Origin of the sequence: Guptibacillus hwajinpoensis, from assembly GCF_020171785.1 — a bacterium.
GTDB classification, from domain to species: Bacteria; Bacillota; Bacilli; order Bacillales; family Guptibacillaceae; genus Guptibacillus; species Guptibacillus sedimenti.
Map to the genome: position 1 here is coordinate 372607 of NZ_JAIVAE010000003.1, position 21541 is coordinate 394147.

At 38.0% G+C, this 21541-nt stretch carries 24 protein-coding genes; 5 read left to right on the plus strand and 19 right to left on the minus strand.

Annotation, left to right across the window (positions count from 1 at the left end):
* Positions 1 to 171: 171 nt before the first annotated feature.
* The 6 genes from LCL91_RS05885 to prsW all read right to left on the minus strand — a co-directional run bounded on the left by LCL91_RS05885 (position 172) and on the right by prsW (position 4734).
* Positions 172 to 756, minus strand: a complete 585-nt coding sequence (locus tag LCL91_RS05885; protein ID WP_224880813.1) for a lysophospholipid acyltransferase family protein — start codon at positions 754 to 756, stop codon at positions 172 to 174.
* A gap of 4 nt (positions 757 to 760) precedes the next feature.
* A complete protein-coding gene (cmk, locus tag LCL91_RS05890; protein WP_224880816.1) occupies positions 761 to 1432 on the minus strand; it encodes a (d)CMP kinase in 672 nt (223 codons plus the stop codon).
* 146 nt (positions 1433 to 1578) lie between these two features.
* Positions 1579 to 1746, minus strand: coding sequence for a DUF5359 family protein (locus LCL91_RS05895; protein WP_224880818.1), 168 nt, complete (start codon positions 1744 to 1746; stop codon positions 1579 to 1581).
* A gap of 13 nt (positions 1747 to 1759) precedes the next feature.
* Positions 1760 to 3109 (minus strand): germination protein YpeB, encoded by a 1350-nt coding sequence (gene ypeB / locus LCL91_RS05900; protein WP_224880821.1) that lies wholly within the window; start codon positions 3107 to 3109, stop codon positions 1760 to 1762.
* Between the two features lie 14 nt (positions 3110 to 3123).
* Positions 3124 to 3894, minus strand: coding sequence for a spore cortex-lytic enzyme (gene sleB / locus LCL91_RS05905; RefSeq protein ID WP_224880823.1), 771 nt, complete (start codon positions 3892 to 3894; stop codon positions 3124 to 3126).
* Between the two features lie 153 nt (positions 3895 to 4047).
* Positions 4048 to 4734: a glutamic-type intramembrane protease PrsW gene (prsW, locus tag LCL91_RS05910; protein ID WP_098443998.1), complete on the minus strand. Its 687-nt coding sequence runs from the start codon at positions 4732 to 4734 to the stop codon at positions 4048 to 4050.
* A 125-nt stretch (positions 4735 to 4859) separates the two neighbouring features.
* Here prsW and LCL91_RS05915 point away from each other — a divergent pair, with 125 nt between their 5' ends.
* Entirely contained in the window at positions 4860 to 5831 is a 972-nt protein-coding gene (locus LCL91_RS05915; RefSeq protein ID WP_224880825.1) for an asparaginase, read from the plus strand.
* Between the two features lie 35 nt (positions 5832 to 5866).
* On the opposite strand, the gene LCL91_RS05920 is transcribed toward LCL91_RS05915, so the two are convergent.
* From LCL91_RS05920 to LCL91_RS05930, 3 genes are all read right to left on the minus strand, one after another.
* Positions 5867 to 6862, minus strand: coding sequence for a YpdA family putative bacillithiol disulfide reductase (locus tag LCL91_RS05920; protein WP_224880827.1), 996 nt, complete (start codon positions 6860 to 6862; stop codon positions 5867 to 5869).
* 120 nt (positions 6863 to 6982) lie between these two features.
* Positions 6983 to 8263: a Glu/Leu/Phe/Val family dehydrogenase gene (locus LCL91_RS05925; RefSeq protein WP_224880829.1), complete on the minus strand. Its 1281-nt coding sequence runs from the start codon at positions 8261 to 8263 to the stop codon at positions 6983 to 6985.
* A gap of 275 nt (positions 8264 to 8538) precedes the next feature.
* On the minus strand, positions 8539 to 9453 hold the full coding sequence (locus LCL91_RS05930) for a D-alanine--D-alanine ligase family protein (RefSeq protein ID WP_224880831.1): 915 nt from the start codon (positions 9451 to 9453) through the stop codon (positions 8539 to 8541).
* 206 nt (positions 9454 to 9659) lie between these two features.
* Between LCL91_RS05930 and LCL91_RS05935 the strand changes: the two genes are divergently transcribed.
* A complete protein-coding gene (locus tag LCL91_RS05935) occupies positions 9660 to 10373 on the plus strand; it encodes a PIG-L deacetylase family protein (protein ID WP_224880834.1) in 714 nt (237 codons plus the stop codon).
* A 30-nt stretch (positions 10374 to 10403) separates the two neighbouring features.
* Here the strand turns inward: LCL91_RS05935 and LCL91_RS05940 are convergent, their stop codons facing one another.
* From LCL91_RS05940 to LCL91_RS05960, 5 genes are all read right to left on the minus strand, one after another.
* Positions 10404 to 10994: a genetic competence negative regulator gene (locus LCL91_RS05940; RefSeq protein WP_098444004.1), complete on the minus strand. Its 591-nt coding sequence runs from the start codon at positions 10992 to 10994 to the stop codon at positions 10404 to 10406.
* A gap of 140 nt (positions 10995 to 11134) precedes the next feature.
* The gene (locus LCL91_RS05945; RefSeq protein WP_224880836.1) at positions 11135 to 12058 is read right to left on the minus strand and encodes a MerR family transcriptional regulator; all 924 of its coding nucleotides are present in this window, start codon (positions 12056 to 12058) and stop codon (positions 11135 to 11137) included.
* A gap of 94 nt (positions 12059 to 12152) precedes the next feature.
* Positions 12153 to 12911 carry a metallophosphoesterase gene (locus LCL91_RS05950; protein ID WP_224880838.1) on the minus strand — a complete coding sequence of 253 codons (759 nt, stop codon included), beginning with the start codon at positions 12909 to 12911 and terminating at the stop codon, positions 12153 to 12155.
* Complete coding sequence (locus tag LCL91_RS05955; protein ID WP_224880840.1) at positions 12908 to 13306, minus strand: hypothetical protein; 399 nt, start codon at positions 13304 to 13306, stop codon at positions 12908 to 12910. Before LCL91_RS05955 ends, LCL91_RS05950 begins: the two co-directional genes overlap by 4 nt.
* A gap of 58 nt (positions 13307 to 13364) precedes the next feature.
* The gene (locus tag LCL91_RS05960) at positions 13365 to 14000 is read right to left on the minus strand and encodes a CBS domain-containing protein (RefSeq protein ID WP_224880842.1); all 636 of its coding nucleotides are present in this window, start codon (positions 13998 to 14000) and stop codon (positions 13365 to 13367) included.
* A 211-nt stretch (positions 14001 to 14211) separates the two neighbouring features.
* On the opposite strand from LCL91_RS05960, the gene LCL91_RS05965 reads away from it, so the two are divergent.
* Positions 14212 to 14427, plus strand: coding sequence for a hypothetical protein (locus tag LCL91_RS05965; protein ID WP_098444009.1), 216 nt, complete (start codon positions 14212 to 14214; stop codon positions 14425 to 14427).
* 4 nt (positions 14428 to 14431) lie between these two features.
* Here the strand turns inward: LCL91_RS05965 and LCL91_RS05970 are convergent, their stop codons facing one another.
* From LCL91_RS05970 to LCL91_RS05985, 4 genes are all read right to left on the minus strand, one after another.
* Entirely contained in the window at positions 14432 to 14881 is a 450-nt protein-coding gene (locus tag LCL91_RS05970) for a DUF2663 family protein (RefSeq protein ID WP_224880844.1), read from the minus strand.
* A gap of 296 nt (positions 14882 to 15177) precedes the next feature.
* Positions 15178 to 15756, minus strand: coding sequence for a CPBP family intramembrane glutamic endopeptidase (locus LCL91_RS05975; protein ID WP_224880846.1), 579 nt, complete (start codon positions 15754 to 15756; stop codon positions 15178 to 15180).
* Positions 15737 to 17275 (minus strand): RecQ family ATP-dependent DNA helicase, encoded by a 1539-nt coding sequence (locus tag LCL91_RS05980; RefSeq protein ID WP_224880848.1) that lies wholly within the window; start codon positions 17273 to 17275, stop codon positions 15737 to 15739. Before LCL91_RS05980 ends, LCL91_RS05975 begins: the two co-directional genes overlap by 20 nt.
* Positions 17275 to 18324 (minus strand): helix-turn-helix domain-containing protein, encoded by a 1050-nt coding sequence (locus LCL91_RS05985; protein ID WP_224880850.1) that lies wholly within the window; start codon positions 18322 to 18324, stop codon positions 17275 to 17277. The genes LCL91_RS05980 and LCL91_RS05985 overlap by 1 nt, the downstream gene beginning before the upstream one ends.
* A 215-nt stretch (positions 18325 to 18539) precedes the next feature.
* Between LCL91_RS05985 and LCL91_RS05990 the strand changes: the two genes are divergently transcribed.
* Complete coding sequence (locus tag LCL91_RS05990; protein WP_098444014.1) at positions 18540 to 18788, plus strand: ferredoxin; 249 nt, start codon at positions 18540 to 18542, stop codon at positions 18786 to 18788.
* Positions 18789 to 18948: 160 nt separating this feature from the next.
* Positions 18949 to 20529, plus strand: coding sequence for a phosphoglycerate dehydrogenase (serA, locus tag LCL91_RS05995; RefSeq protein ID WP_224880853.1), 1581 nt, complete (start codon positions 18949 to 18951; stop codon positions 20527 to 20529).
* 42 nt (positions 20530 to 20571) lie between these two features.
* On the opposite strand, the gene LCL91_RS06000 is transcribed toward serA, so the two are convergent.
* Positions 20572 to 21381 carry a histidinol-phosphatase gene (locus tag LCL91_RS06000; protein WP_224880855.1) on the minus strand — a complete coding sequence of 270 codons (810 nt, stop codon included), beginning with the start codon at positions 21379 to 21381 and terminating at the stop codon, positions 20572 to 20574.
* Between the last annotated feature and the right edge of the window lie 160 nt (positions 21382 to 21541).

Below are 21541 nucleotides of genomic sequence, written 5' to 3' on the forward strand. Positions count from 1 at the left end.
TCCTTCAATCCAAAAGAAATAAAACTTTTCGATATGATTTATAAAAGTCTTCCACTATTAGCGAAAGAAATTTATTGAAAAGTTAAGCACCCTTTCCTCTAACTTTCACTAAAAATGACGGATTTGTCAAGTATCCTGACACATTTGTTTAAATTTTTTAACAATATTGAATTATTTATGATGGATTTCGATCAAATCTTGTATTTCTTTCATGATTGCCTGCGTCGCTTTTTTTGCTGCACCCTGTTCTTCACGTAAGGAAGAAAGGTCGACAGGTTTTCCATATACGATTTTCAAGCGACCAAATGGTTTATAAGAGCCCTTTATCGCGCAAGGGACAACTCTTACCTCAGGACGAAGTGCAAAAAAACCTGCTCCAGATAGACCCTCACCTAGCTTTCCATCTTTGCTTCTTGTTCCTTCAGGAAATAAACCAACAACGCCGCCATCTTTTAGAAATTTCATTCCACTTCTAAGGGCTTGTTTATCACTCATACCTCTTTTCACAGGAAATGCGCCAACCTTTTCAATCAACTTCCCAAGAATTGGAATAGAAAACAATTCTGATTTGGCCATGAAATGCACATCTCTCGGGAACATCGCACCTACTAATGGTGGATCCAGGTTGTTTATATGATTTGAACAAAGGAGAATTCCCTTATCTTTTGGAACGTTTTCTCTTCCTACAACTGTAACTCGATTGAATAGCTTAAAATAAACGCGAAATAAGCCCTTCCCGACACCGTATAAACTCACGTCATCATGCCCTTTCTTTCGCTAAATGTAAAATATGATCCACAACATCTGAGATCGACATAGTGGTCGTATCAATTTCAATTGCATCGCTTGCTTTAACGAGAGGGGCTACTTCTCGCTCAGTATCACGCTTATCTCTTAATGCAATTTCATCTTTTATCTGATCATAATCTGCTTCGATTCCATTTTCAATTAACTCTTTGTAGCGACGTGAAGCTCTTTCTTCTACTGAAGCAATTAAGAATACTTTAAGTTCAGACTTCGGAAGAACGTGTGTACCGATATCACGACCATCCATCACAACGCCACCTCGGTCTGCGAGTAGTTTTTGTCGTTTAACCATTTCTTCTCGTACTTCACTTTGTCTTGCAACGAATGAAACATTGTTGGTTACGTGTGAAGATCGAATATCCGTGGTAACATCAGTATGGTCAACCAATACAAGCTGCTCACTTTCGCCAACTTGAAGATCAATGACAGTAGTATCTAATAAATCTTTAAGCGCAGGGCCGTCTTCTAAATCAACTTCATTTTCAATAGCTTTAAAGGTTAAAGCACGGTACATTGCACCTGTATCAATATAAAGAAATGTTAAATGATCGGCTACTTTTCTTGCTACAGTACTTTTACCAGCTCCAGCAGGTCCATCAATTGCTATATTTATTCGTTTGTTCATATTCTTCTTGCCTCCAAATTCCGTTCAATCCTATTAAATCATCTAATCGACAACTTAACGTACAAAAAAAGCAGGGTATCCTGCTTTCTTTGTACGACCAAAATGTCATATTTATCATAACATAAGACATTTTATCGGTCTATTCACTATTGACGCTTGATCAGAGGAGACAAATCCTTCAATACACCTTCATAATAAATGGCTTTGCTAAGATAAATCCGAAAGTCCTCCTGAGTCAGTAACAACTGAGAGGCTATAAGAAAAATAAATTGAATGACGATCAGTTTTATTAACATATGTTCAAGTTTCGCCATTCTTTCACCTCATTTATGCCGTTTCGTAATTCATCTCAGTACCGTCCATTTTTTCAACTCTTTCTTCACGTCCATTTTCAACATTAATAAAGATTCGATACGTTTCATTTTCAATCGTACCCATAAATTCATAACATAATACTTCTTCTCCAAGGTCATTTTGTATGACGCCTAATCCTTCGTCCATCACTTGGACATTGGGGTTCACTTGTTCTAATGCTTCGTTTCTTGATAATGTTGGCGTGTCGAGTTGTCTTTCATGATGATTCGTTAAATACTCTAACGACTCGTATCCAGTAATATCACCATTGTCTAACGCCACCTTAATATGAACCGCATCAGGGTAGATCGCAACATCATCTTGTTGATATACAAATGTAAAGACACCCATCCGATCATACTGACTACTTTCAGAAATGGTCATATTTGTGATGTCATGTTCTTTTAAGAAAGCCCTCGCTTTATCTGCTGCTTCATTCAAGCTAAGCTTTTGTTCCCCGATTTCCCTATCCATCAGGATCCAGATCGGCTTTGCACCCTTTTGAGTAACATCAAGATTGGTCGATGATTTTTTGTCTTCGTTCTCAATTGAAAGACTATAGGCTCGATACTTAGATTCATCCCCCGTTCTGGTTATGTCTATTTTGGCTTTTGAATCAAGATCTAGAAAATCAATCACTTGTTGTTTGGCTTCTTCTTCATTAAGTTTCTTCCCTTTAATATTTTTATTTAAATTCTCTTTCTTAGTGTTAAGCTGTGTCACTTCAGGTCCCCAGTTCACTTCACTATACCCTTCCACTTGCTTATCCACTGTCTTAAATCCATCTATAATTGTATTGTCTTGTGGCTGAGATTCGGAAGCTAGAGCAAGCTCTACGTCCATCCAGCGAAGATTATGATCAATGACCATCGCTTGAACTTTTCTTAATTCATTTTTGATATCCGTGGAATGGCTGTGCAAATTCTTCAGCGTCTCATATTCTTCATCTGATAAGGGGTTTTCATCGAGGTCTCGAACAGCTACTCGGTAACTAAATGAGCCGATATTCGTTAAAAACTCTTCTGTCTTGTTAAAAGGCATAAGAGTTAAAGGAAGCTGTCCCACGTCATTTTGAGCTTCTGAAGTTAAGCGCCATACTTCAGCTAGCGCCGGCGAAAGACTACCACGAGAGTTCATTGCTAGTGTCGATCCAATCTTCTCTTCTAGTGCATCCATGTGAAAATTCAAATCATGAAAGGCTCGTTGGTAAGTATTTTCAGCATTAATAAGTACCGCATTTTTCTCCTGGTGTTCTTTGTATCCCCAATAACTTGTTCCGGCAACACCAACTGCAAGTACACCAATCAATATTGAGCGAATCAATTAAACCACCTCCATTATTCACAAAATATATGTTTCCCAATTTGTTTGATTTGCGGTCTTGTCCATATCCATCCAGACGTAGCTGTATTCGGATTAAAATAATAAAGCGCTTCTCCCGTTGGATCCCATCCATTTATCGCATCGATAACAGCTTCTTTTGCCTTTTCATTTGGCGTTAACCAAATTTGTCCATCTGAAACTGCTGTAAAAGCACGCGGTTCAAAGATAACGCCAGATACAGTGTTTGGAAATGATGCGCTTTGGACGCGGTTTAAGATAACTGCAGCAACCGCAACTTGGCCTTCATATGGTTCTCCACGTGCTTCTCCATAAACTGCATTTGCAAGAAGCTTAATATCATTCTGAGAATATCCTGAAGGCACATTCTTCGCCTGTACATTCGAGTCTTTTGGCTTACTTTGGTTCACTTCTGATGCTTCAGGACTTTCGCCCCCCTGTCCAGGGTCATACTTTGTGGTTTTATTTAATTTGGCCTTCATCTCTGGTCCAACAAGCCCATCAACATCCATTCCAAATTCGTATTGATAGTTTCTAACTGCCCAATACGTTCCCCAACCAAAAACCCCATCAACTTTACCTGTATAAAAGCCAATATGCTTCAAACGTGCTTGAAGTTCAATAACGTCTGTTCCTGTCGCGCCCTTTTGAATAATTTGGTTTGAAAATGCACCTGCTTCATTGTTATCATCTAAAACCATGATAAGCGGTGCACAAATTAATCCGATTACCAAAGGGATTTTCAGAAAATTAAATGCCTTTCTCATGCTGTGAACCTCCCTGATCATTCTGATTTCACACGTGTAGTTTTTGTAACGAGAGGTATTTTATACAAATGAAACGAATGACTCAAGATTTTTTCAGTTACCTTTCTCGTTTTAAATTTGCTACAAAAAAAAGATGCCCAGTGGGCACCTTCGTTAGATTGGCATATTTTCTTTCGTTTGCATTAATTCTGCCTGATTGAGATCTGCGGCTTTTATTTTTCTTAATCCAATAAACCACAGGATCAGCATAAAGGGGATCATTAGATAGATCGTATTACTGTTTACCTGAAGAACCAAAAAATTATACGTACCATGAAAGATAAACGGTATGAATAGAGAAAGGGCAATCCATTTCCCGATCTTATTCTGTAACGAAAATTTCCCTCTACCTAAATAAGAACCCATCATTAAGCCAAATAACGCGTGACTTGATACTGGCAAAAGCGCCCTCCACCATGCCTCTTGAATGCCATAGGCAAAAAGATAAAATACATTCTCAACAGACGCAAACCCAAGTGAAATTGCCACACCATAGACAATCCCATCATAAAAATCACTAAATTCTATATGGATATAAACGGTAAAATAAAATATAAACCACTTTAAAAATTCTTCCAACAATCCCGACATTAAAAATGACTGACTGAATGGTGACTGTAAAAAATTTTCCACTTCAAATCCGTGCTGAATCACCATAACTGGAAACACAAGCATGGCCCCAAATACAAAACTTCTAACTACTGGGCCAATCGGCTCAGATTCATACTGATGCTGTTTAAGATAAAAAAAACAAAGAAGCGCAATGCCTGGTGCTATTCCAGCAGTTATGGCTGCTAACATAGGCTTTCCCCATTTCTACCCCATACCTCTTTTAAAAGAAGATTCACTCTTACCTATACTTTTATAATCGTATCATGTTACTTTATTTAAGGAAACATTAATTAGGAAAATAATGAGGTGACGCTATGAGTAAATTATTGATTATCCATACCGGAGGAACCATTGCAATGGAGGAAAATAAGGATTCTGGTGCTGTTAATCCTGGGAAAGAAAATCCGTTAAACGCAACGCTTAACCAATTGTTAACAGGAGATGATGTTTTAATTGATGATTACATCAACATCCCCTCACCTCACATGACGCCAGAAACGATGTTTGCTATTGCAGAGAGAATTGAAACAAGAATAAAGGAAGAGCCTATTCGAGGCGTGGTCATTACCCATGGCACCGATACGCTAGAAGAAACAGCTTATCTGTTAGATCTTGTGCTTCAGACAGATCTCCCTGTCGTCGTAACAGGGGCAATGCGCTCAAGTAACGAGCTTGGCTCTGATGGGCCTTATAACTTACTTTCTTCAATAAAAGTAGCATCCTGTCACGAAGCGAAGGGGAAAGGCGTTTTAGTTGTCTTAAACGATGAAATACATACTGCAAAAAACGTAACGAAAACGCACACGAGCAATGTATCTACATTCCAAAGCCCTCAGTATGGACCAATTGGAATCGTAACGAAGCAAAGAGTCTTCTTTCACCATACGTTAACGATGAGGGACCGTTATCACATATCCGGATTAACAAAAAAAGTTATGCTTTTAAAGGCTTATGCCGGAATGGATTCAAAATTACTAATTGCTGCTGCTGAACTCGACATTGACGGTATTGTGATAGAGGCTCTCGGACAGGGCAATTTACCTCCTGAGATGATGGATGGGATTAATCATCTAAGAGCAAAAGGAATCGCAATCGTCATGGTTTCTCGCTGTTTTAACGGCATCGTTCAAGATGTATATGGATATACGGGCGGTGGGAAGCATTTGAAGGAACAAGGCGTCATTTTCTCAAACGGCTTGAATGGACAAAAAGCACGCTTAAAATTGCTAGTTACACTTGAAGCAACTGGGGATCCAAAAGAACTGCATAGCTTTTTCTTAAGATAAACTCCCCCTATCGTTTCATATACAAAAAACCTACCTTAATTGGTAGGTTTTTTTGCTTTCTTAATTACTGCATTTGCAATCATCGCACCGTGTAACCTTCCGTTTTCAATGAAAATTTCATTTGCATTGTTCCCAGCTGCAATTACCCCTGCAATGTAGCAATTTTCTACATTTGTCTCCATCGTTTCCTTATTAAAGGTAGGACGACCACTTTGTTGATCAATCTGGATGCCGATCTTGGTAAGGAATGAATGATCAGGATGATAACCTGTCATGGCAAAAACAAAATCATTTGGTATAGTTTTGTATTCTCCCATCACATCATATACAATTTCTTTTTCTCTTACTTCAACTAAAGAGGCATTAAACTCCATTGAAACTTTATTGTTTCTAACAAGAGCTTCAAATTCAGGCAAAATCCACGGTTTAACACTTTTAGAGTATTCTGCGCCTCTATAAAGAATCGTTACCCGCGCTCCCGCTTTTTCAAGTTCTAATGCTGCATCTACTGCAGAGTTTTTCCCACCGATGACCGCAACGTCCTGATCAAAATAGGGGTGTGGCTCTTTAAAATAATGCAGTACTTTATCAAGATTTTCCCCTTTGATGTCCATATAATTTGGACTATCATAATAACCAGTTGCGATTATTAAATGCTCAGCACGATAGGTGATCTTTTTAGATTCATGTACTTTTTCAGTTTCGATGACAAAGGCGTCATTTTCCTTTGTAATGACGTTTGCTTTTTCAAAGGAATGAATTCTTAACTCTTTTCGCTTAGCCACGTCTCGATAATAAGCCAGAGCCTGGTTTCGCTTCGGTTTACGTTCTTCAATAATAAAAGGTACTTCTCCTATTTCAAGTTTCTCACTTGAACTAAAAAAAGTTTGGTGCGTGGGATAATGATAAATGGCGTTAACGATATTTCCTTTTTCAATAATTAAAGGGTCATATCCTTTATTCATTAATTCTATAGCTGCAGACATGCCACAAGGTCCTGCACCAATAATGACGATCTGTTCTTCTCTCATTTCTCTCACTCCCGAACCACTCCATAAGAATTAGACCATTTCTTTATTATTATTCTACTTAGTACAATAAAAAAATTCCCTACCTGAATGATAGGGAATTTTATTCGGAAAGGCAACTATTTATATCCATCCTCTAAAACGAGAAGCTTCAGCCATTTTCCGCACGCCAACCATATAAGCGGAAAGCCTCATATCAACTCGGCGTGTTTCTGCCGTTCGATAGATCGAATTAAATGCGTTAACCATTACTTTTTCAAGCTTTGCTTCCACTTCTTCTTCTGTCCAATAATACCCTTGATTGTTTTGAACCCATTCGAAATAAGAAACGGTTACGCCGCCGGAACTTGCCAACACGTCTGGAACAAGTAGAATGCCTCTATCAGTTAAAATTTTTGTTGCCTCAATTGTAGTTGGTCCATTTGCGGCTTCAACTACAATGCTCGCTTTAATTTGGTGAGCATTGTCTTCAGTAATCTGATTTTCAATGGCTGCTGGAACAAGAATATCACAATCAAGTTCAAGTAGTTCTTGGTTACTAATTGTTTCTTTAAAAAGCTTCGTTACTGTACCAAAGCTATCACGACGGTCGAGTAAATAGTCAATATCCAGGCCTTCCGGATCGTGTAAGGCGCCATATGCATCTGATATACCAACAATTTTCGCTCCAGCATCGTGCATAAATTTCGCAAGAAAGCTACCTGCATTTCCGAATCCCTGAATCACTACTCGTGCACCTTCTATTTTGATATCTTTTTTCTTAGCAGCTTCACGAATACAAATTGTAACACCTTTGGCAGTTGCAGATTCACGACCGTGAGATCCGCCTAGTACTAATGGCTTACCAGTAATAAATCCAGGGGAATCAAATTCTCTTATGCGACTATACTCATCCATCATCCATGCCATAATTTGAGAATTTGTAAAAACATCTGGGGCAGGGATATCTTTTGTAGGTCCAACAATTTGACTAATCGCTCTGACATAACCACGGCTCAAACGTTCTAATTCTCTGAAAGACATTTCTCTCGGATCACAAATAATGCCTCCCTTACCGCCACCATATGGAAGATCCACAATTCCTGCTTTTAAACTCATCCAGACTGAAAGTGCCTTTACTTCAGTTTCAGTTACATCTGGATGGAAACGAACGCCACCTTTAGTAGGTCCGACAGAATCATTGTGCTGAGCACGATACCCTGTAAATATTTTAATAGAGCCATCATCCATCCGAACTGGAATTCGAACCGTCATTAATCTCATTGGTTCTTTCAATAATTCATACACTTCACTCGGATAGCCTAGTTTGTCCAGCGCTTCGTGAATGACCGATTGCGTCGACTCTAATACGTTCCGTTTCTTATTGTTTCCTTGTCCGTTGTCTGTTTCGTTTTTGTCGACCATTGCTATACCTCCCATTACTGTGCACTTACTCTGCTGTTTTCATTTAGCTTAGAAATCTAACCTATTCCAATTTAATTTTAAAACGTCTTATGTTGTTTATAGAATGTTCTATTGCTCTGCTTTCAAAACATAGTATACACGTTTAAGTAAGCTATGAGAAGGCATTCATGCCACATTTATGCAATTTGTTCCACACTGTTGAAAACGCTTACGATAAAGGTTGGCGGTCTTTAGCAATTAAAAGTAAGACCCCACTTGTGTGAGGTCTCGCATAGCTATTTCTTTAAGCCTAACTGAATTAAGTTCTCAATCATTTGTTCATAAGAGTAACCAATTTCTCTCGCTGCATCTGGGAATAAACTAGTTGGAGTCATTCCAGGTAGCGTGTTTACTTCAAGAAATACTGGTTCAGATCCATCTTTAGGTACGATATAATCCACACGTGAGTACGTATCGCATCCAAGTAATTCGTGTGCAACAACAGATTGTTTTTGAATGAGATCTGTATAGGATTCAGAAATACGAGCTGGAACGATGTGTTCACTTCCACCTTCTGCGTATTTCGATTCATAGTCGTAGTAAGCGTTCTTTGGAACAATTTCCACAACGGGAAGTGGTTTTACTTCTCCCTTTGAGCCCATCACAGCAACGGTTACTTCAGTCCCAGAAATAAACTCTTCTAGAATGACCGTATCATCAAATCGAAAAGCTTCTTCAATCCCTTTTTGAAGCTCCTCTTCCGATTTAGCAATGGTTAATCCAATCGTCGATCCTTCGCTGTTTGGTTTTACCACAACTGGATAACCAAAGGGTAAATTAAGTGAATGATGATCGTCCGACTTATGGAGAACAAGATCCTGTGCTAAGCGTACTCCAGAATCTTTTAACACTTTTTTGCTTTTAGCTTTATCCATTGCAACTGCAGATCCTAGAACGCCCGATCCCACATATGGGATTTGCAGCATATCAAGAAGTCCTTGAATCCTTCCATCTTCTCCATACTTACCGTGAAGGCCGATAAAAACAATATCAACCTCAAGTTCCATCACTTCTGATAATCGTTCTGGGTGAAAATCTATACCGATTACTTCATGACCGTTTTCTTTTAAAGCTTTCATGATCCCTTTACCGCTTGATAGCGAAACTTCTCTTTCAGCAGAAGTTCCTCCATAAAGTACTCCAACTTTCATAAGCTATACCTCCTAGGCTACATTTATGTATGTCATTATATTCGATTGTTAATCGAGTGGAACTTACCAAAACTTCTCTCATCATACCATGTTTTTCGACAGCTATGTTATCCTGAGTGACCATCATTAAGTATTATTATTGGAAAAAGGATGATGATCTTTTGTATACTTGCCATAATCTTATTTATATGAAAGGAAATGTCCTTATGTCTCGTACATTTATGTTTATTTTTGCTCACCCTGACGATGAAAGCTTTACTTGTGGGGGGACGCTAACTGAATTAGCTAAAGCAAAAGATACGAAAACCATTTTATACAGTGCCACGCCTGGTGATGCAGGCAAATGTGGAGAACCACCTCTTTGTCAAGTAGATGAGCTGGCTGAAGTTCGAAAAAAAGAACTAAAAGAAGCTTCTAAGCTACTTGGAATTGATGAACTCCATATTGGTGATTATCAAGACGGGAAATTAAATACGCTTCCTGATGATGAGCTGAAGAATGATGTGTTAAAACGAATTGAAGCGGTCCAACCTGATGTTGTCATTACATTCCCGCCACATGGGTTATCAGGTCACCCAGACCATAAAGCGATTCAGCTAGCAACGCTTCAAGCTGTAAAAGAAACAAACGTTGTAAAAGAGCTGTATTACGTCACTTTCCCTCAATCATTAGCTGAAGAAACAGGAAATCCAGCTTATGCAGATCCTGATGACTCAATCACTTTGATCAAATCCTTCTCAAACGAAGATTTAGATCCAGTTAGAAAAGCACTATTAGCTCACCGTACACAGCATTTGTCCGTTGAACGAGTTTTTCCTACGATCTATAATAAAGATGGATTTATGAAATTTAACAATAAAGAATACTTCATTAAAGCATGGAATAACCCAAGCTACACGAGCGGTTCTATCCTTACTTAACTAACAAAACCTCCCAAATGGGAGGTTTTGTTAGTTAAAATAATGATTTAGCTGTTCAATCGCTGTTGATTGCATAATTTGCTTCCCATATTCCATTACTCGATAGCTTGTAATCGTTGAAGGATTTCCGAATTCAGCAAGCAACGCAACTAACGAATCTAATTCATACTCAGCAAATTCCTCTTCATCAAATTTAAGATAAAATTGAGACTGGAAGGAATAAAGAGTACCACCTAAAATTCCAACGTTGATTAATCTTTTAGAAAGACCAATCACGTCCTCAAAAGATCGAAACTCATAAAATACTTCATCGCTTTCATCGAGCGTAACTTGCATTTCAATGTATTCGTCATTATAGTCATCTTCAAAATCACTTTCTGCCGAACCCTTTGTAACAATGACAACCATTCCTTGAGCAGGAAGCGAGAACACTTCTACAGCAATTGGTCCATCGACTTTAAAGCCAAGTTCATCGTCAGCTTCCATTATCATCTCGCGAAATAGCCTGTGAACTTTCGGTACGTCCTGCCATAGCTCTTCTTTCGTAATTCCACGTTCATTTAAATCATCATAAGTTAGAAAAATCTTTATTTTGTCGTACGCTAAACGTTCAAGACGCATCTATTTCCCCCCTACCGTCTGTCACCCGCAAATCCTTTATTCATACTATATGTGATAATACAAAGATGGTTCTTGGTTGACGATATTCTTCTAGTTTACACTGTAAAAGGAAGCTTAGACAAGTCATGTCAACTATCCATTTAAGTAGTCAGCTTTTGAATTTTATCTTTAATCCAAACATCCCACTCATCTTTATTATTACCAACGAAAAAGGAGTCATAGGCCTGTCTCTTTTCCCCTCGTAAATGCCCTATAGCAGCTCCACCTATACCAATCGTTAAATCAGAGAAGCGCTCATCAAGGCGATCAACGAGGTCAAGGCACCTTGGTAAGTTTGCCATTAACGTACATGATAAAAATAATATTTTCGGATCCGTATCTTCCACAACCGTCTCAATATCATCCTCAGGAATGCTTGCTCCTAGATAAATGACTTCAAAACCTTTTCTCCTTAAATAAAGAGTGAAAATCAACAAACCAAGTTCATGGTATTCTCCTGACGAGCAAACCGCCATCACTTTCGGAAGATATCCATCAACGGGTAGAGTGTGGAAAATCATTCCAATTCTTGAGCGTAGAAAAGCACTTGTAAAATGTTCATGTGCAATCGTTATTTTCTCATTTTCCCAAAGCTCTCCTACCCTAACTAATAGCTGGGCAAGGATGTCATGTACTACCTTATCAATACTAAACACAGAAAACGCCTGATTCAACAAATCCTGAGCTTTATTCTCGTCGAAAGCAAGTAGCGCTTCTAATATTTCATCAGCAAGTATATGAGCTCGATCTCTTTCCATATCAATTCCCATACTATCTGTATCTGTTGAATCATTTCCATTTTCAAGCAATTCTACAGCTTGGCTAATTGTAAAACCTTGTTCTGTTTTTTGGACAAGCCATTTTAAGATAGACATATGTTCTTCCGAATAAAGACGATGACCTGCCTCATTTCTTATCGGAGAAATAATATTATAACGCCTTTCCCATGCCCTTAAGGTCCCAGGTTGTATTCCCAATTTCTTCGAGACCGCTTTTATATTATACTTACCTGCAGACATCGTCATCTTCCCCTCTAGTACAGCCCTTATCACACCTAGTATAAGGGGTGAATGATGTTTGTGTAAACTTTGTATAAGCAAATCGGTAATTTTTTTGTATTTATTTCCTTTTTAATATAAAAATATGTGATTCTGCAGGGGCCATCAGTCTTAAAGGTAACGTTGTCGTACCATACCCATTACTAATGACGACCGTCGTTCCTTTAACTTTTTTAATGCCCCCTTTTTCTCGAATTCCCCACCCAAATAAACGTATTTGTCCTCCATGAGTGTGACCAGAAAGAATAAGTTGTATTTCACTATTGTCAGGCCAGTTCCGCTTAATATCGGGATTATGGCTGATCAGTATTTTTGTTTTTTCGGTGGCTTCTTTAACTGCATCCTCTAGTGAGGCATTTTCTGTTGAAAGATCGTCAATACCTATTAAACTTATTCCCTCGCCACTATTTTTAAGGTTTACTGCTCGATTCTTAAGCATGATAATCTCTTCATCCATTAACAGTTTTTCAAGTTTGACGGGGTCTTCTTCGTAATCATTATTCCCCCATACAAAGTAACAAGGTGCTATATCCCGGAGAGATTTTAGATTATGGCGAACTTTATCAAAAGAGACCCCTTTTTCCATAACATCTCCACCAATAACGATAATGTCAACTTGGTTTCTTACTTTTTCTAACACTTTGTTCGATATAGATCGATTATGAGTATCCGAAATAAAAAAGATTCGATATGAATCGAAATTTTCTGGTAGATTTTCGACATCAATCTCTTTCCTAATGACTCTGTTAAGGTGTGCTTCAATCCACATGTAAATTAGTAGCACTATTCCAATTAAAACAAGGCCAACAAAATAAATCATGCATCATTACTCCTCTGAAAGCGTTTTAATTCTCTTGCCGCTCTTATATTAGCAGTTAAAACACCGTAACTAAATGCCATCACAAGTGAAGCAAGTGACAACCATTTGTTCGTTTCAAATAATACCCAATATACAACAACTAATAAACTTCCTTCTAGTAATAACGTAATGAGGTGAGCTTTATTATTAATCCCTAATGCAATAAACCCCTCCACATGTTCTCTAATAACGCGAGCTACAAAAAGAAACCCAAACAAAAAACAAAGCGCTCCAAACCCATAACGCCCGCTGTTTAACATGAGGTCTGTAAATGTCATGCTTTTAAAATTCAAATTACTTTCCGCTATATACAACAAACCGAAAATCGCTACAATTCTTATTAATAGAAGCGGCATAGTAAAACCCCCCACTCTAACGTATGTAAGAGTAGGAGGCTTTATGGGTACTATTCACTCATACTTCTTTTATATCAAGAACTTTAAATCCATTCTGTTCAAGTTTTGCAATGAATTGATCAATATTTTCCTTTTTTTCAATCTTCATTACAATTCTCCTGACATTCTGGTTAGATTCATCGAATGTGGACAACGAGATAATATTTTCATGAAAACTTTTTGCGATTTTAGCAAGCCTAGCAATTCTTCCTTCTGTCTCTGAAGATGCAAATGCGATTCTTATACCAGGCTTGCGCATGCCAAATGCACTTTGAAATTGATCCAATATATCAGATCGCGTAATGATGCCAATAAAATGCTCATTTTGATCGACGACTGCTACGAGAGGAGCATTCTTTGCTAAAAGAAGAGTATTCTCAAACACTTCTTCTTGATCAACCGTTACATCTTTTTGGTAGGCAATTTCTCCTGCAGTAGTTTCCGACAAGAATCTTTCTTTATCAGTCATGTCACTTTTAAAAAATGCTTTATAAATACGATTAAACGTTACAATTCCAGCATATTTTGTTCCATTAACAACCGGCACACCATCGATTTCTCGTTCCTTTAATAATTTGAGTGTTTCATCCAACTTTGTGTCATCATTCACATAAACAGTTTCTCGAATCGGTTTCATTGCGCTTCGTACGTACATGGCTATCACCTCTTTGTAAGATCACTACTCTTAATTAATACCACATTTCTGAGATAATATCCTTCTAAAATAAAAATTAATGGTGAAATGCATCGTTTTCTTCCGTAAATTGGGCTTTTTAATTTCTTGAAGATTCAGTCTTTTTAAGGTAAGATTAGATCATAACAAGATCACTCAAGAACGTACACAACAAAACGGAGATGATGGCTCAATGATTAATAAACTTAAAACCAAATCACTGTTAGGGAATGAAGACTTGGATTTTAACCGTCGTTTGGGTATGCCCGTCGAAGTTTTCTGCCCAAAATTAAAAGATACTGTCGCCTTCGGAAAGATTGAGATGTTCGATGAAGATGAACTTTCCATTAACGGAAACAACTTTCAAATTGAACAGTACCTATTCTTTGGTTGTCCTGAGCAAAGGTAACAGTTTATTTATAATAAAGATTAATGTCGTATTCCTCTTTTAAATATTTAAAAACAACATGACGACTTTCCCATTGTTTTTGACCTTCAAATAGTTCATCACTTCGATCTAATATCTCCAGTCTTAAGGACTCATATTCATCCTCAGCTTTCTTGGTTTTTTTTGAAAACTTCCTTAATTGAAAGTAAGTAACAACACTACTAATAACCAATATTAGCAGCATAGGAATCGTATTAAAAGTAAGTTCATTCACAAAAAAAGAGGTGCTGTTTTCTAGCTCATACCAAAAAAAACACCCCATGCTAACTAATAAAAACGCAAGGATATATCCGTAAGACTGTGATTTCGCTTTATACTGCTTTTCAACAATCTTTCGTTCTACTAATTCTTGCAACAGAACGATGGTAACTTTCGACTGTGGTTGTGGAAGGTTCCACTCCTTTAATGCGTCCACTATATCCCCCCCTTTGTTGAATCTAGTTTATGCAGGAGCTTGGTTTGTTACGACAGTGGGGGTAAATCAATTTAAACTATAGCGATTTTACAAAAAATATGAATACAACAAGAATAGAGAAACCATCCCAATAAACAGTAGTGCGAGTACTCGAATTAATGTGAAAGAAGGCATTTCTTTTTCTTCATTTCTCTTTCGACTCGACTGCTTTTTTTTTGCACTTTTATTTCGATGGTATTCCTTCCTAGAAGGCAGTGGACTTTCGCTTTTCATTAAACTCACCTTTCATGATGTGATCACCTTCGTGCTTTCTGCTTTATGAGACAAGCCATAACAAAATCGATTAAGAAATGAGCTGTGATTGTTGTCATTAAGTTTTCAGTCACTTCATACAAAACACCGATTAAGAAACTAATCACAACGACGGAACTAAATAAGACAGGTTTAGAAAGATACCGAACGTGTATGATCGCAAATAACAAACTTGAAAGGACTAATCCGAAACTTGTTTGGATAACACCTCTAAACAACAGCTCTTCACTAAATGAAATGATAGCACACAAAAAGAAAATATGAGAAATTGAAAGACGAGAAAAAATTCGCTCATTAATACCTCCATCATCCAACTTCTCTTCAGGTAGTGTTTTCATAAGAATGAGATCAATACCAATTACAAGGAATGCTGTGCCCCCACCTAAAACGATGATCTCTGTCCAAGTAAAATGGATTAGATCTGCGAAAAACCACAAATCTTGAAACAAAAATAAACTCATTACACTTGCTAGAAGAACCAATATAATTTGAGTTAAATACACATTCAATAACAGTTCTCGATCTGTTAACTGTTTTACTGCTTCAGCCTGTCGATTCCTCACCGTGGTCCTCCTTGCTTACGGTAAGCAGCCGCTTCAATTCAGCTTCCCAATCAAATGCACGCTGGTCGGAAACGTTGATTTGATCTCTACTACCTTTATATTCTTGAAGGTTTAGCCCACAATAATCACAGCAAGGTTCAATGATATGATTAGGTTCTCCAAACCTTTCTAATAAACCTTTTCTTCTACACTGTTTTTCTTCTAGCCAGCTTTTAAATCGAAACCATTTTATAAGCTTTGCTTTTCTGTGTCGTTCTATTGCAGTTAGAATTCTTGCTAAATTCATATCGACATCAAAAGATTGGATCACTCTTTCTTTGATCACTCCTAATCCTTCTAACTGATGAAGCAAATAGCGCCATGCTGTCTCAGTGTAGCCAAATCGATCTCCTTCACGCTCAAGGTGATGATTGGAGTAGGCTGATCCTTCTCTCCCAACAAAGTCGAGTAAGACTTCTTTCACTTCATGTTCTTTTGGAAGCTCCGAATCAATAAAGGAAAGTGGTAAGAACTCATCTTCTTCTGTGTGTAAATGAATCGCAATGGATGGTAATTGATCTCTTCCTGCTCTCCCTATTTCTTGCAAATAGCTTTCAATTGTAGATGGTGGGTGAAAATGAATCACAAATCGAATATTACTTTTGTTAATCCCCATCCCAAAAGCATTCGTTGAACATATAATCGATAGCTCATCATTAAGAAACTGTTGTTGAATTAAGAGACGGTCCTCCTGTTCCATTCCCGCATGATATGACGCACAATTTCTACCTTCACGACTCAATGCTTTCGCTAGTTTATCTGCCCAACTTCGACTTGAGAAATAAATGATACCTGGTCCTTTCAATTCAAGGGCGTATTCCTTAACTGCCTCGATCTTGGTTTCAAGAGAGGGAAATTTATCTAGCTTAATCGCTATATTAGGTCGATCCACGCTATGTACATGAATGGCGGGGTCGCTCATATTTAGCTGGCGAAGAATATCACGGCGAACATCTTCCGTAGCTGTTGCGGTAAGAGCAAGGAGTGGTGGACGACCAAACGCTTCACGAATAGCTCCGAGCTTCAGATAGTCCGTTCTAAAATCATGGCCCCATTGAGAAATGCAGTGAGCTTCATCTATAACCATTAATCCAACATCTAATTTTTTTAAGGCTTGATAAACATATTTATTTTGTAGAATTTCTGGGGAGACATAAATAAAGGAAAAAGTTGATAAATCCTTTAAAATACCTTTTCGCTTTTCAAAATCCAGAAATCCGTTTAACGCAATGACTCTTTTTTCACCTTGCGCTTTTAATTGCTGGACTTGATCCTCCATTAACGAAACTAATGGCGATACGATAAGAATTGGAGAAATCCCCGCATATAATGGGAGTTGATAGCATAGTGATTTTCCAGCTCCAGTAGGGAGCATGGCGAAAACGTCTTTATTATTGAGTACATCCGTAATAATTTCTTCCTGGCCATAGCGAAATTCGCGGTAGCCAAAGTGCTGATATAATAAGTCTGATAACGACATTAAATCCCTTCTTTGCAAAGAGTTAATCGAATTTCAAAATAGGAATATTGATCGTTCATATAGTCCTTAATTAATTTTAATCGCTGACTGTTGATTTCCTTACTAGCTAACTTGATTTCTAATTGTGCCTTTGGATCTACAAATGGACTTATTGAAAATTCCGGAACATTTATCGCAATCTCGACTAAATGATCCTCAATTGTACTTCGCTTGAGCCTTCGAGTATGGGCAATTTCTTCAATCGTCATTCCGTCTTCAAGAAGTTTATAAGTTTGCTTTGTAGATAAAGTTAGTGGCAACTGGCCGCTTGTTCCCTCTATCATTGAAGCAAGAATCGGGTATTGCGCTGCATTATGCTGAACCTGGAAGAGTAAACCATGAATGACACCTTGAAAACAGATCATTGCTTCTTCATAACTTATCTTGTGCACATCCGCTAGTTGATGAACGGTCAACCCCGTTCTCCCTTCGCCACTTAGCCTCATAATAAAAAAAGAAGCATGGGGATCTGGTAGTTTTTGAAGGTGCGATCGAATCTCCTGAAACAGTTCTTCTGCGAGAAGTACTCTCTTTTCTTTCTTGACTGGAAAATGCTTTTTCACCCAATTTTGTATTGCTTCATCTTTACTAATTGGGTAAAAATTCATGTTGCCATGGATTGAATAAGAAAGGCTTTGCATGAATAAACTAAGCCGCTGCCAAAATAATTCACTTACTTGATGGTACTGCCAACCCGCTAAATAATTCGGTATCGGTTTCGTGACTAAAAAGGCACTTAAAGCATCTTTTCCGCCTGAAGTGATTTGATATCCTTCGTGTTGATTTGGTTGAATCAACTGCGCCTCAAGTAATGCGAAAACGTGCTGTTCAAGTTTTGAACGTTTTAACTTCTTTAAAATCCCAAAGAAACTCCCTACTTTAAAAAGCTTCCCATCTTGTATCGTTTGAGACGATTTCTTTCCAGTTAGAAGATGGTATACGGCAGATAGTGAACGTTCTCCCTTAAACCGGTCAAAAATATATAATAGCACACCGTCGAAATATTCCATAAATCCACCACCTATTTCCTTCTCCATTATTGTATCAAATTTTTTCAACTGTTTACTTATTTTAAAACCGGGTAACATTCATTTAGATGCTAATAAAAGGATTAAACTATTGAAAAGTCAAGGCATCACCTTTACAATAAGATTATTAAAAACTTTCATTTACGAATAAAAGGACGATGAAAGGCATATAGAAGTATTGAATAGGAGGTTAAATCATGGCTAAGTATACTATTGTAGATAAAGACACATGTATTGCCTGTGGAGCTTGTGGCGCAGCCGCACCCGATATTTATGATTATGACGATGAAGGTATCGCTTTTGTAACACTTGATGACAACGAAGGTATCGTCGAGATCCCAGAAGTGCTTCATGAAGATATGATGGATGCGTTTGAGGGTTGTCCTACTGATTCAATCAAAATTGCTGATGAGTCATTTGATGGCGACGCAACAAAATTTGAATAGGTCCCATTAAAAATCCCTGATTTTTTAAATCAGGGATTTTTTATTATTTTTTAAAAAGAAATGTTATTGTTCAAATTGACACTTTAGTGCTTTCATGGTAAAAAGTAAGGTATTGAGTTTTCTAAAAAATGAGAAGAGATAGACAAAGGGAGTGGAGAAGTTGGCTTACGTTCTAGTAACTGATGGTATTAAGGAAGATGGTTTACAGCCGCTGTTAAATGAAAGCACGCTCACATGTGACATTGGATCTTTAAATGATTTCAGTGATCGTCTCAATCAGTATGAAGCTTTGCTTGTAAGAAGCGCTACAAAAGTAACTGCAGAAGTGCTTGATCAAATGCCTGCATTACGTATTGTTGCAAGAGCCGGTGTTGGAGTAGATAACATTGATATTGATGCTGCCACAAAGCGAGGCGTTATTGTCGTCAATGCTCCAGATGGCAATACGATTTCCACGACAGAACATACTTTTGCAATGATGGCTTCTCTAGCCCGAAACATTCCTCAGGGAACATCCTCTTTAAAAAGTGGCAAATGGATGAGAAAACAATATGTCGGAACCGAACTTAATGGAAAAACACTTGGGATTGTTGGTATGGGACGTATTGGTACTGAACTTTCCAGAAGAGCTAGAGCCTTTGGGATGGATGTGGTCGTTTTCGATCCTTTCTTAACGAACGATCGAGCTGAAAAATTAGATGTTCAGTCTGTTGAATTTAATCACTTGCTAGCAACTGCAGATATTATTACCGTTCACACACCACTAACTGAAAAAACACGCGGTCTTTTAAACGAAGAAACGCTCGCGAAAACTAAAAAAGGCGTTTTCTTAATAAACTGTGCTCGTGGTGGCATTATTGATGAGGAGGCACTTATCCCATACCTTGATTCAGGACATATTGGCGGCGTAGCACTTGACGTTTTTGTAGCAGAGCCTCCAGAGGAGGATCATCCACTCCTTCGTTATGATCAAGTGATTGCCACCCCACACCTTGGCGCTTCTACGAAAGAAGCGCAGCTTAACGTCGCTGCTCAAGTAGCAGAAGAAGTCCTTCATTTTCTAAAAGAAAAACCAATTCGAAATGCAATCAACTTACCTGGTTTTTCAAAGGAAGAATATGAAAAGATTAAACCTTATTATGAACTTACGCGTAAAATGGGTAGCATTCTTTCCCAATGTATGAAATCAGCTGCGAATTTAGTTGACGTAACGTATGCAGGTAAGTTGACTGAGTTGGACACCGCTATCTTAACAAGAAACTTGATGGCTTCTTTCCTAAAATCAAGACTAGATACCACTGTAAATGAAGTAAATGCACCTTCGATTGCGAGAGAAAGAGGCATTACTTACGGGGAAAAGCATAGTTCTGAAACACATGGATACTCCAATCTTATTTCAGTTTCGGTACAAGGAGACAAAGAAGCCTTCTCCCTTCAAGGTACTTACATTAAAGAATATGGTGATCGAATCACACAATTAAACGGGTTCGATATCGATTTCCATCCTCAGGGCCATCTTCTCTACATACAACATAACGATCGTCCAGGCGTTATTGGTAATGTAGGAAAAGTACTTGGTGAACACCGCATTAACATTGCCACGATGCAAGTTGGTAGAAAAACAGCTGGGGGCGAAGCGATTATGATGTTATCATTTGATGCGCCATTGCCTAAAAATATAGAAGAAACATTAGAAGATGTTCAAGATATCGTGAAAGTTGAGCAAATTGGTGGTGTTTAAACATAAAAAAGGAACGAGAGTATTTTGCTCTCGTTCCTTTTTTTATAAATTAATTGGTTTACGCTCTCCATTTTCAAATGTCATCAGTTTTGAATAGCCGACGGATTTGGCAAGAGCTACAGCTTGATCATAATCTGCACCTACGTCTGTAGGTACGTGAGCATCCGAAGAAAGAACGATAGGGATGTCCTTTTCATAGCACATTTTTAGAAGCTCTGGATCTGGATAGAGCTCACCTACCGGCTTTCTTAAACCTGCTGTACTTATTTCAACACATGTTTTTGATTGAGATAAAGCGTTCGTGGCCCGATCATATTGTTCAAGTAGAAAGTCATGACTTTCAGGTTTATATTTAAAGATTTTTACTAGGTCGAGATGTCCGACAATATCAAATAAATTGGATTCAGCTAGCGTAACGACTTGATCAAAGTATTTACGATAGACGGTGTTAATATCTCTTTCGTCCCAAAGATGACGATATTCCGCTAAATCAATTCCAAAGTCCTCTACCCAATGAATCGATCCGATCACGTAATCAAACTGATAACGAGAAATAAATTCTTTCATCTCTTGATGTTTTCCGGGGGTGTAGTCCATCTCAATTGACATCTTAACGTCCATCCCCTTCTCTTCTGCTTGTTGAAAGAGATGAACATAGTCCTCCATGTTATACCACCTGCGTTCATTGACCCATGGATTACTTAATATGTTCTGCGTTTCATAAAAATGATAAGCATGCTCAGAGATACCAAAATGACTCACATTTTTTCGCTTTGCTTCTTCAACGAACTGAGATAAATAATCAAGAGTTAACGTTCCTTTTTCAAGGTGATTGTGATAATCCGTGTACATAGCTACAGCTCCTTTTATCGAACTAGTTTGACACTTCCCATCATTATTGTAACGTATTAACGAGACGAAAGGATACCTCTATCGCTTTCTTTTCTATCAATCATTCTTTACTTCACCGAAAAAAGCCTCCGAATAATTACGGAAGCTTCTTTGATTTACA

What these genes read in the sequence shown, in the direction of transcription:
- cmk (WP_224880816.1), bottom strand. Translation starts at nt 1,432, where the DNA reads ATGAACAAACGAATAAATATAGCAATTGATGGACCTGCTGGAGCTGGT.
- LCL91_RS05895 (WP_224880818.1), bottom strand. Translation starts at nt 1,746, where the DNA reads ATGGCGAAACTTGAACATATGTTAATAAAACTGATCGTCATTCAATTT.
- sleB (WP_224880823.1), bottom strand. Translation starts at nt 3,894, where the DNA reads ATGAGAAAGGCATTTAATTTTCTGAAAATCCCTTTGGTAATCGGATTA.
- prsW (WP_098443998.1), bottom strand. Translation starts at nt 4,734, where the DNA reads ATGTTAGCAGCCATAACTGCTGGAATAGCACCAGGCATTGCGCTTCTT.
- LCL91_RS05915 (WP_224880825.1), top strand. Translation starts at nt 4,860, where the DNA reads ATGAGTAAATTATTGATTATCCATACCGGAGGAACCATTGCAATGGAG.
- LCL91_RS05920 (WP_224880827.1), bottom strand. Translation starts at nt 6,862, where the DNA reads ATGAGAGAAGAACAGATCGTCATTATTGGTGCAGGACCTTGTGGCATG.
- LCL91_RS05925 (WP_224880829.1), bottom strand. Translation starts at nt 8,263, where the DNA reads ATGGTCGACAAAAACGAAACAGACAACGGACAAGGAAACAATAAGAAA.
- LCL91_RS05930 (WP_224880831.1), bottom strand. Translation starts at nt 9,453, where the DNA reads ATGAAAGTTGGAGTACTTTATGGAGGAACTTCTGCTGAAAGAGAAGTT.
- LCL91_RS05935 (WP_224880834.1), top strand. Translation starts at nt 9,660, where the DNA reads ATGTCTCGTACATTTATGTTTATTTTTGCTCACCCTGACGATGAAAGC.
- LCL91_RS05940 (WP_098444004.1), bottom strand. Translation starts at nt 10,994, where the DNA reads ATGCGTCTTGAACGTTTAGCGTACGACAAAATAAAGATTTTTCTAACT.
- LCL91_RS05945 (WP_224880836.1), bottom strand. Translation starts at nt 12,058, where the DNA reads ATGACGATGTCTGCAGGTAAGTATAATATAAAAGCGGTCTCGAAGAAA.
- LCL91_RS05950 (WP_224880838.1), bottom strand. Translation starts at nt 12,911, where the DNA reads ATGATTTATTTTGTTGGCCTTGTTTTAATTGGAATAGTGCTACTAATT.
- LCL91_RS05955 (WP_224880840.1), bottom strand. Translation starts at nt 13,306, where the DNA reads ATGCCGCTTCTATTAATAAGAATTGTAGCGATTTTCGGTTTGTTGTAT.
- LCL91_RS05960 (WP_224880842.1), bottom strand. Translation starts at nt 14,000, where the DNA reads ATGTACGTACGAAGCGCAATGAAACCGATTCGAGAAACTGTTTATGTG.
- LCL91_RS05965 (WP_098444009.1), top strand. Translation starts at nt 14,212, where the DNA reads ATGATTAATAAACTTAAAACCAAATCACTGTTAGGGAATGAAGACTTG.
- LCL91_RS05980 (WP_224880848.1), bottom strand. Translation starts at nt 17,275, where the DNA reads ATGTCGTTATCAGACTTATTATATCAGCACTTTGGCTACCGCGAATTT.
- LCL91_RS05985 (WP_224880850.1), bottom strand. Translation starts at nt 18,324, where the DNA reads ATGGAATATTTCGACGGTGTGCTATTATATATTTTTGACCGGTTTAAG.
- LCL91_RS05990 (WP_098444014.1), top strand. Translation starts at nt 18,540, where the DNA reads ATGGCTAAGTATACTATTGTAGATAAAGACACATGTATTGCCTGTGGA.
- LCL91_RS06000 (WP_224880855.1), bottom strand. Translation starts at nt 21,381, where the DNA reads ATGTACACGGATTATCACAATCACCTTGAAAAAGGAACGTTAACTCTT.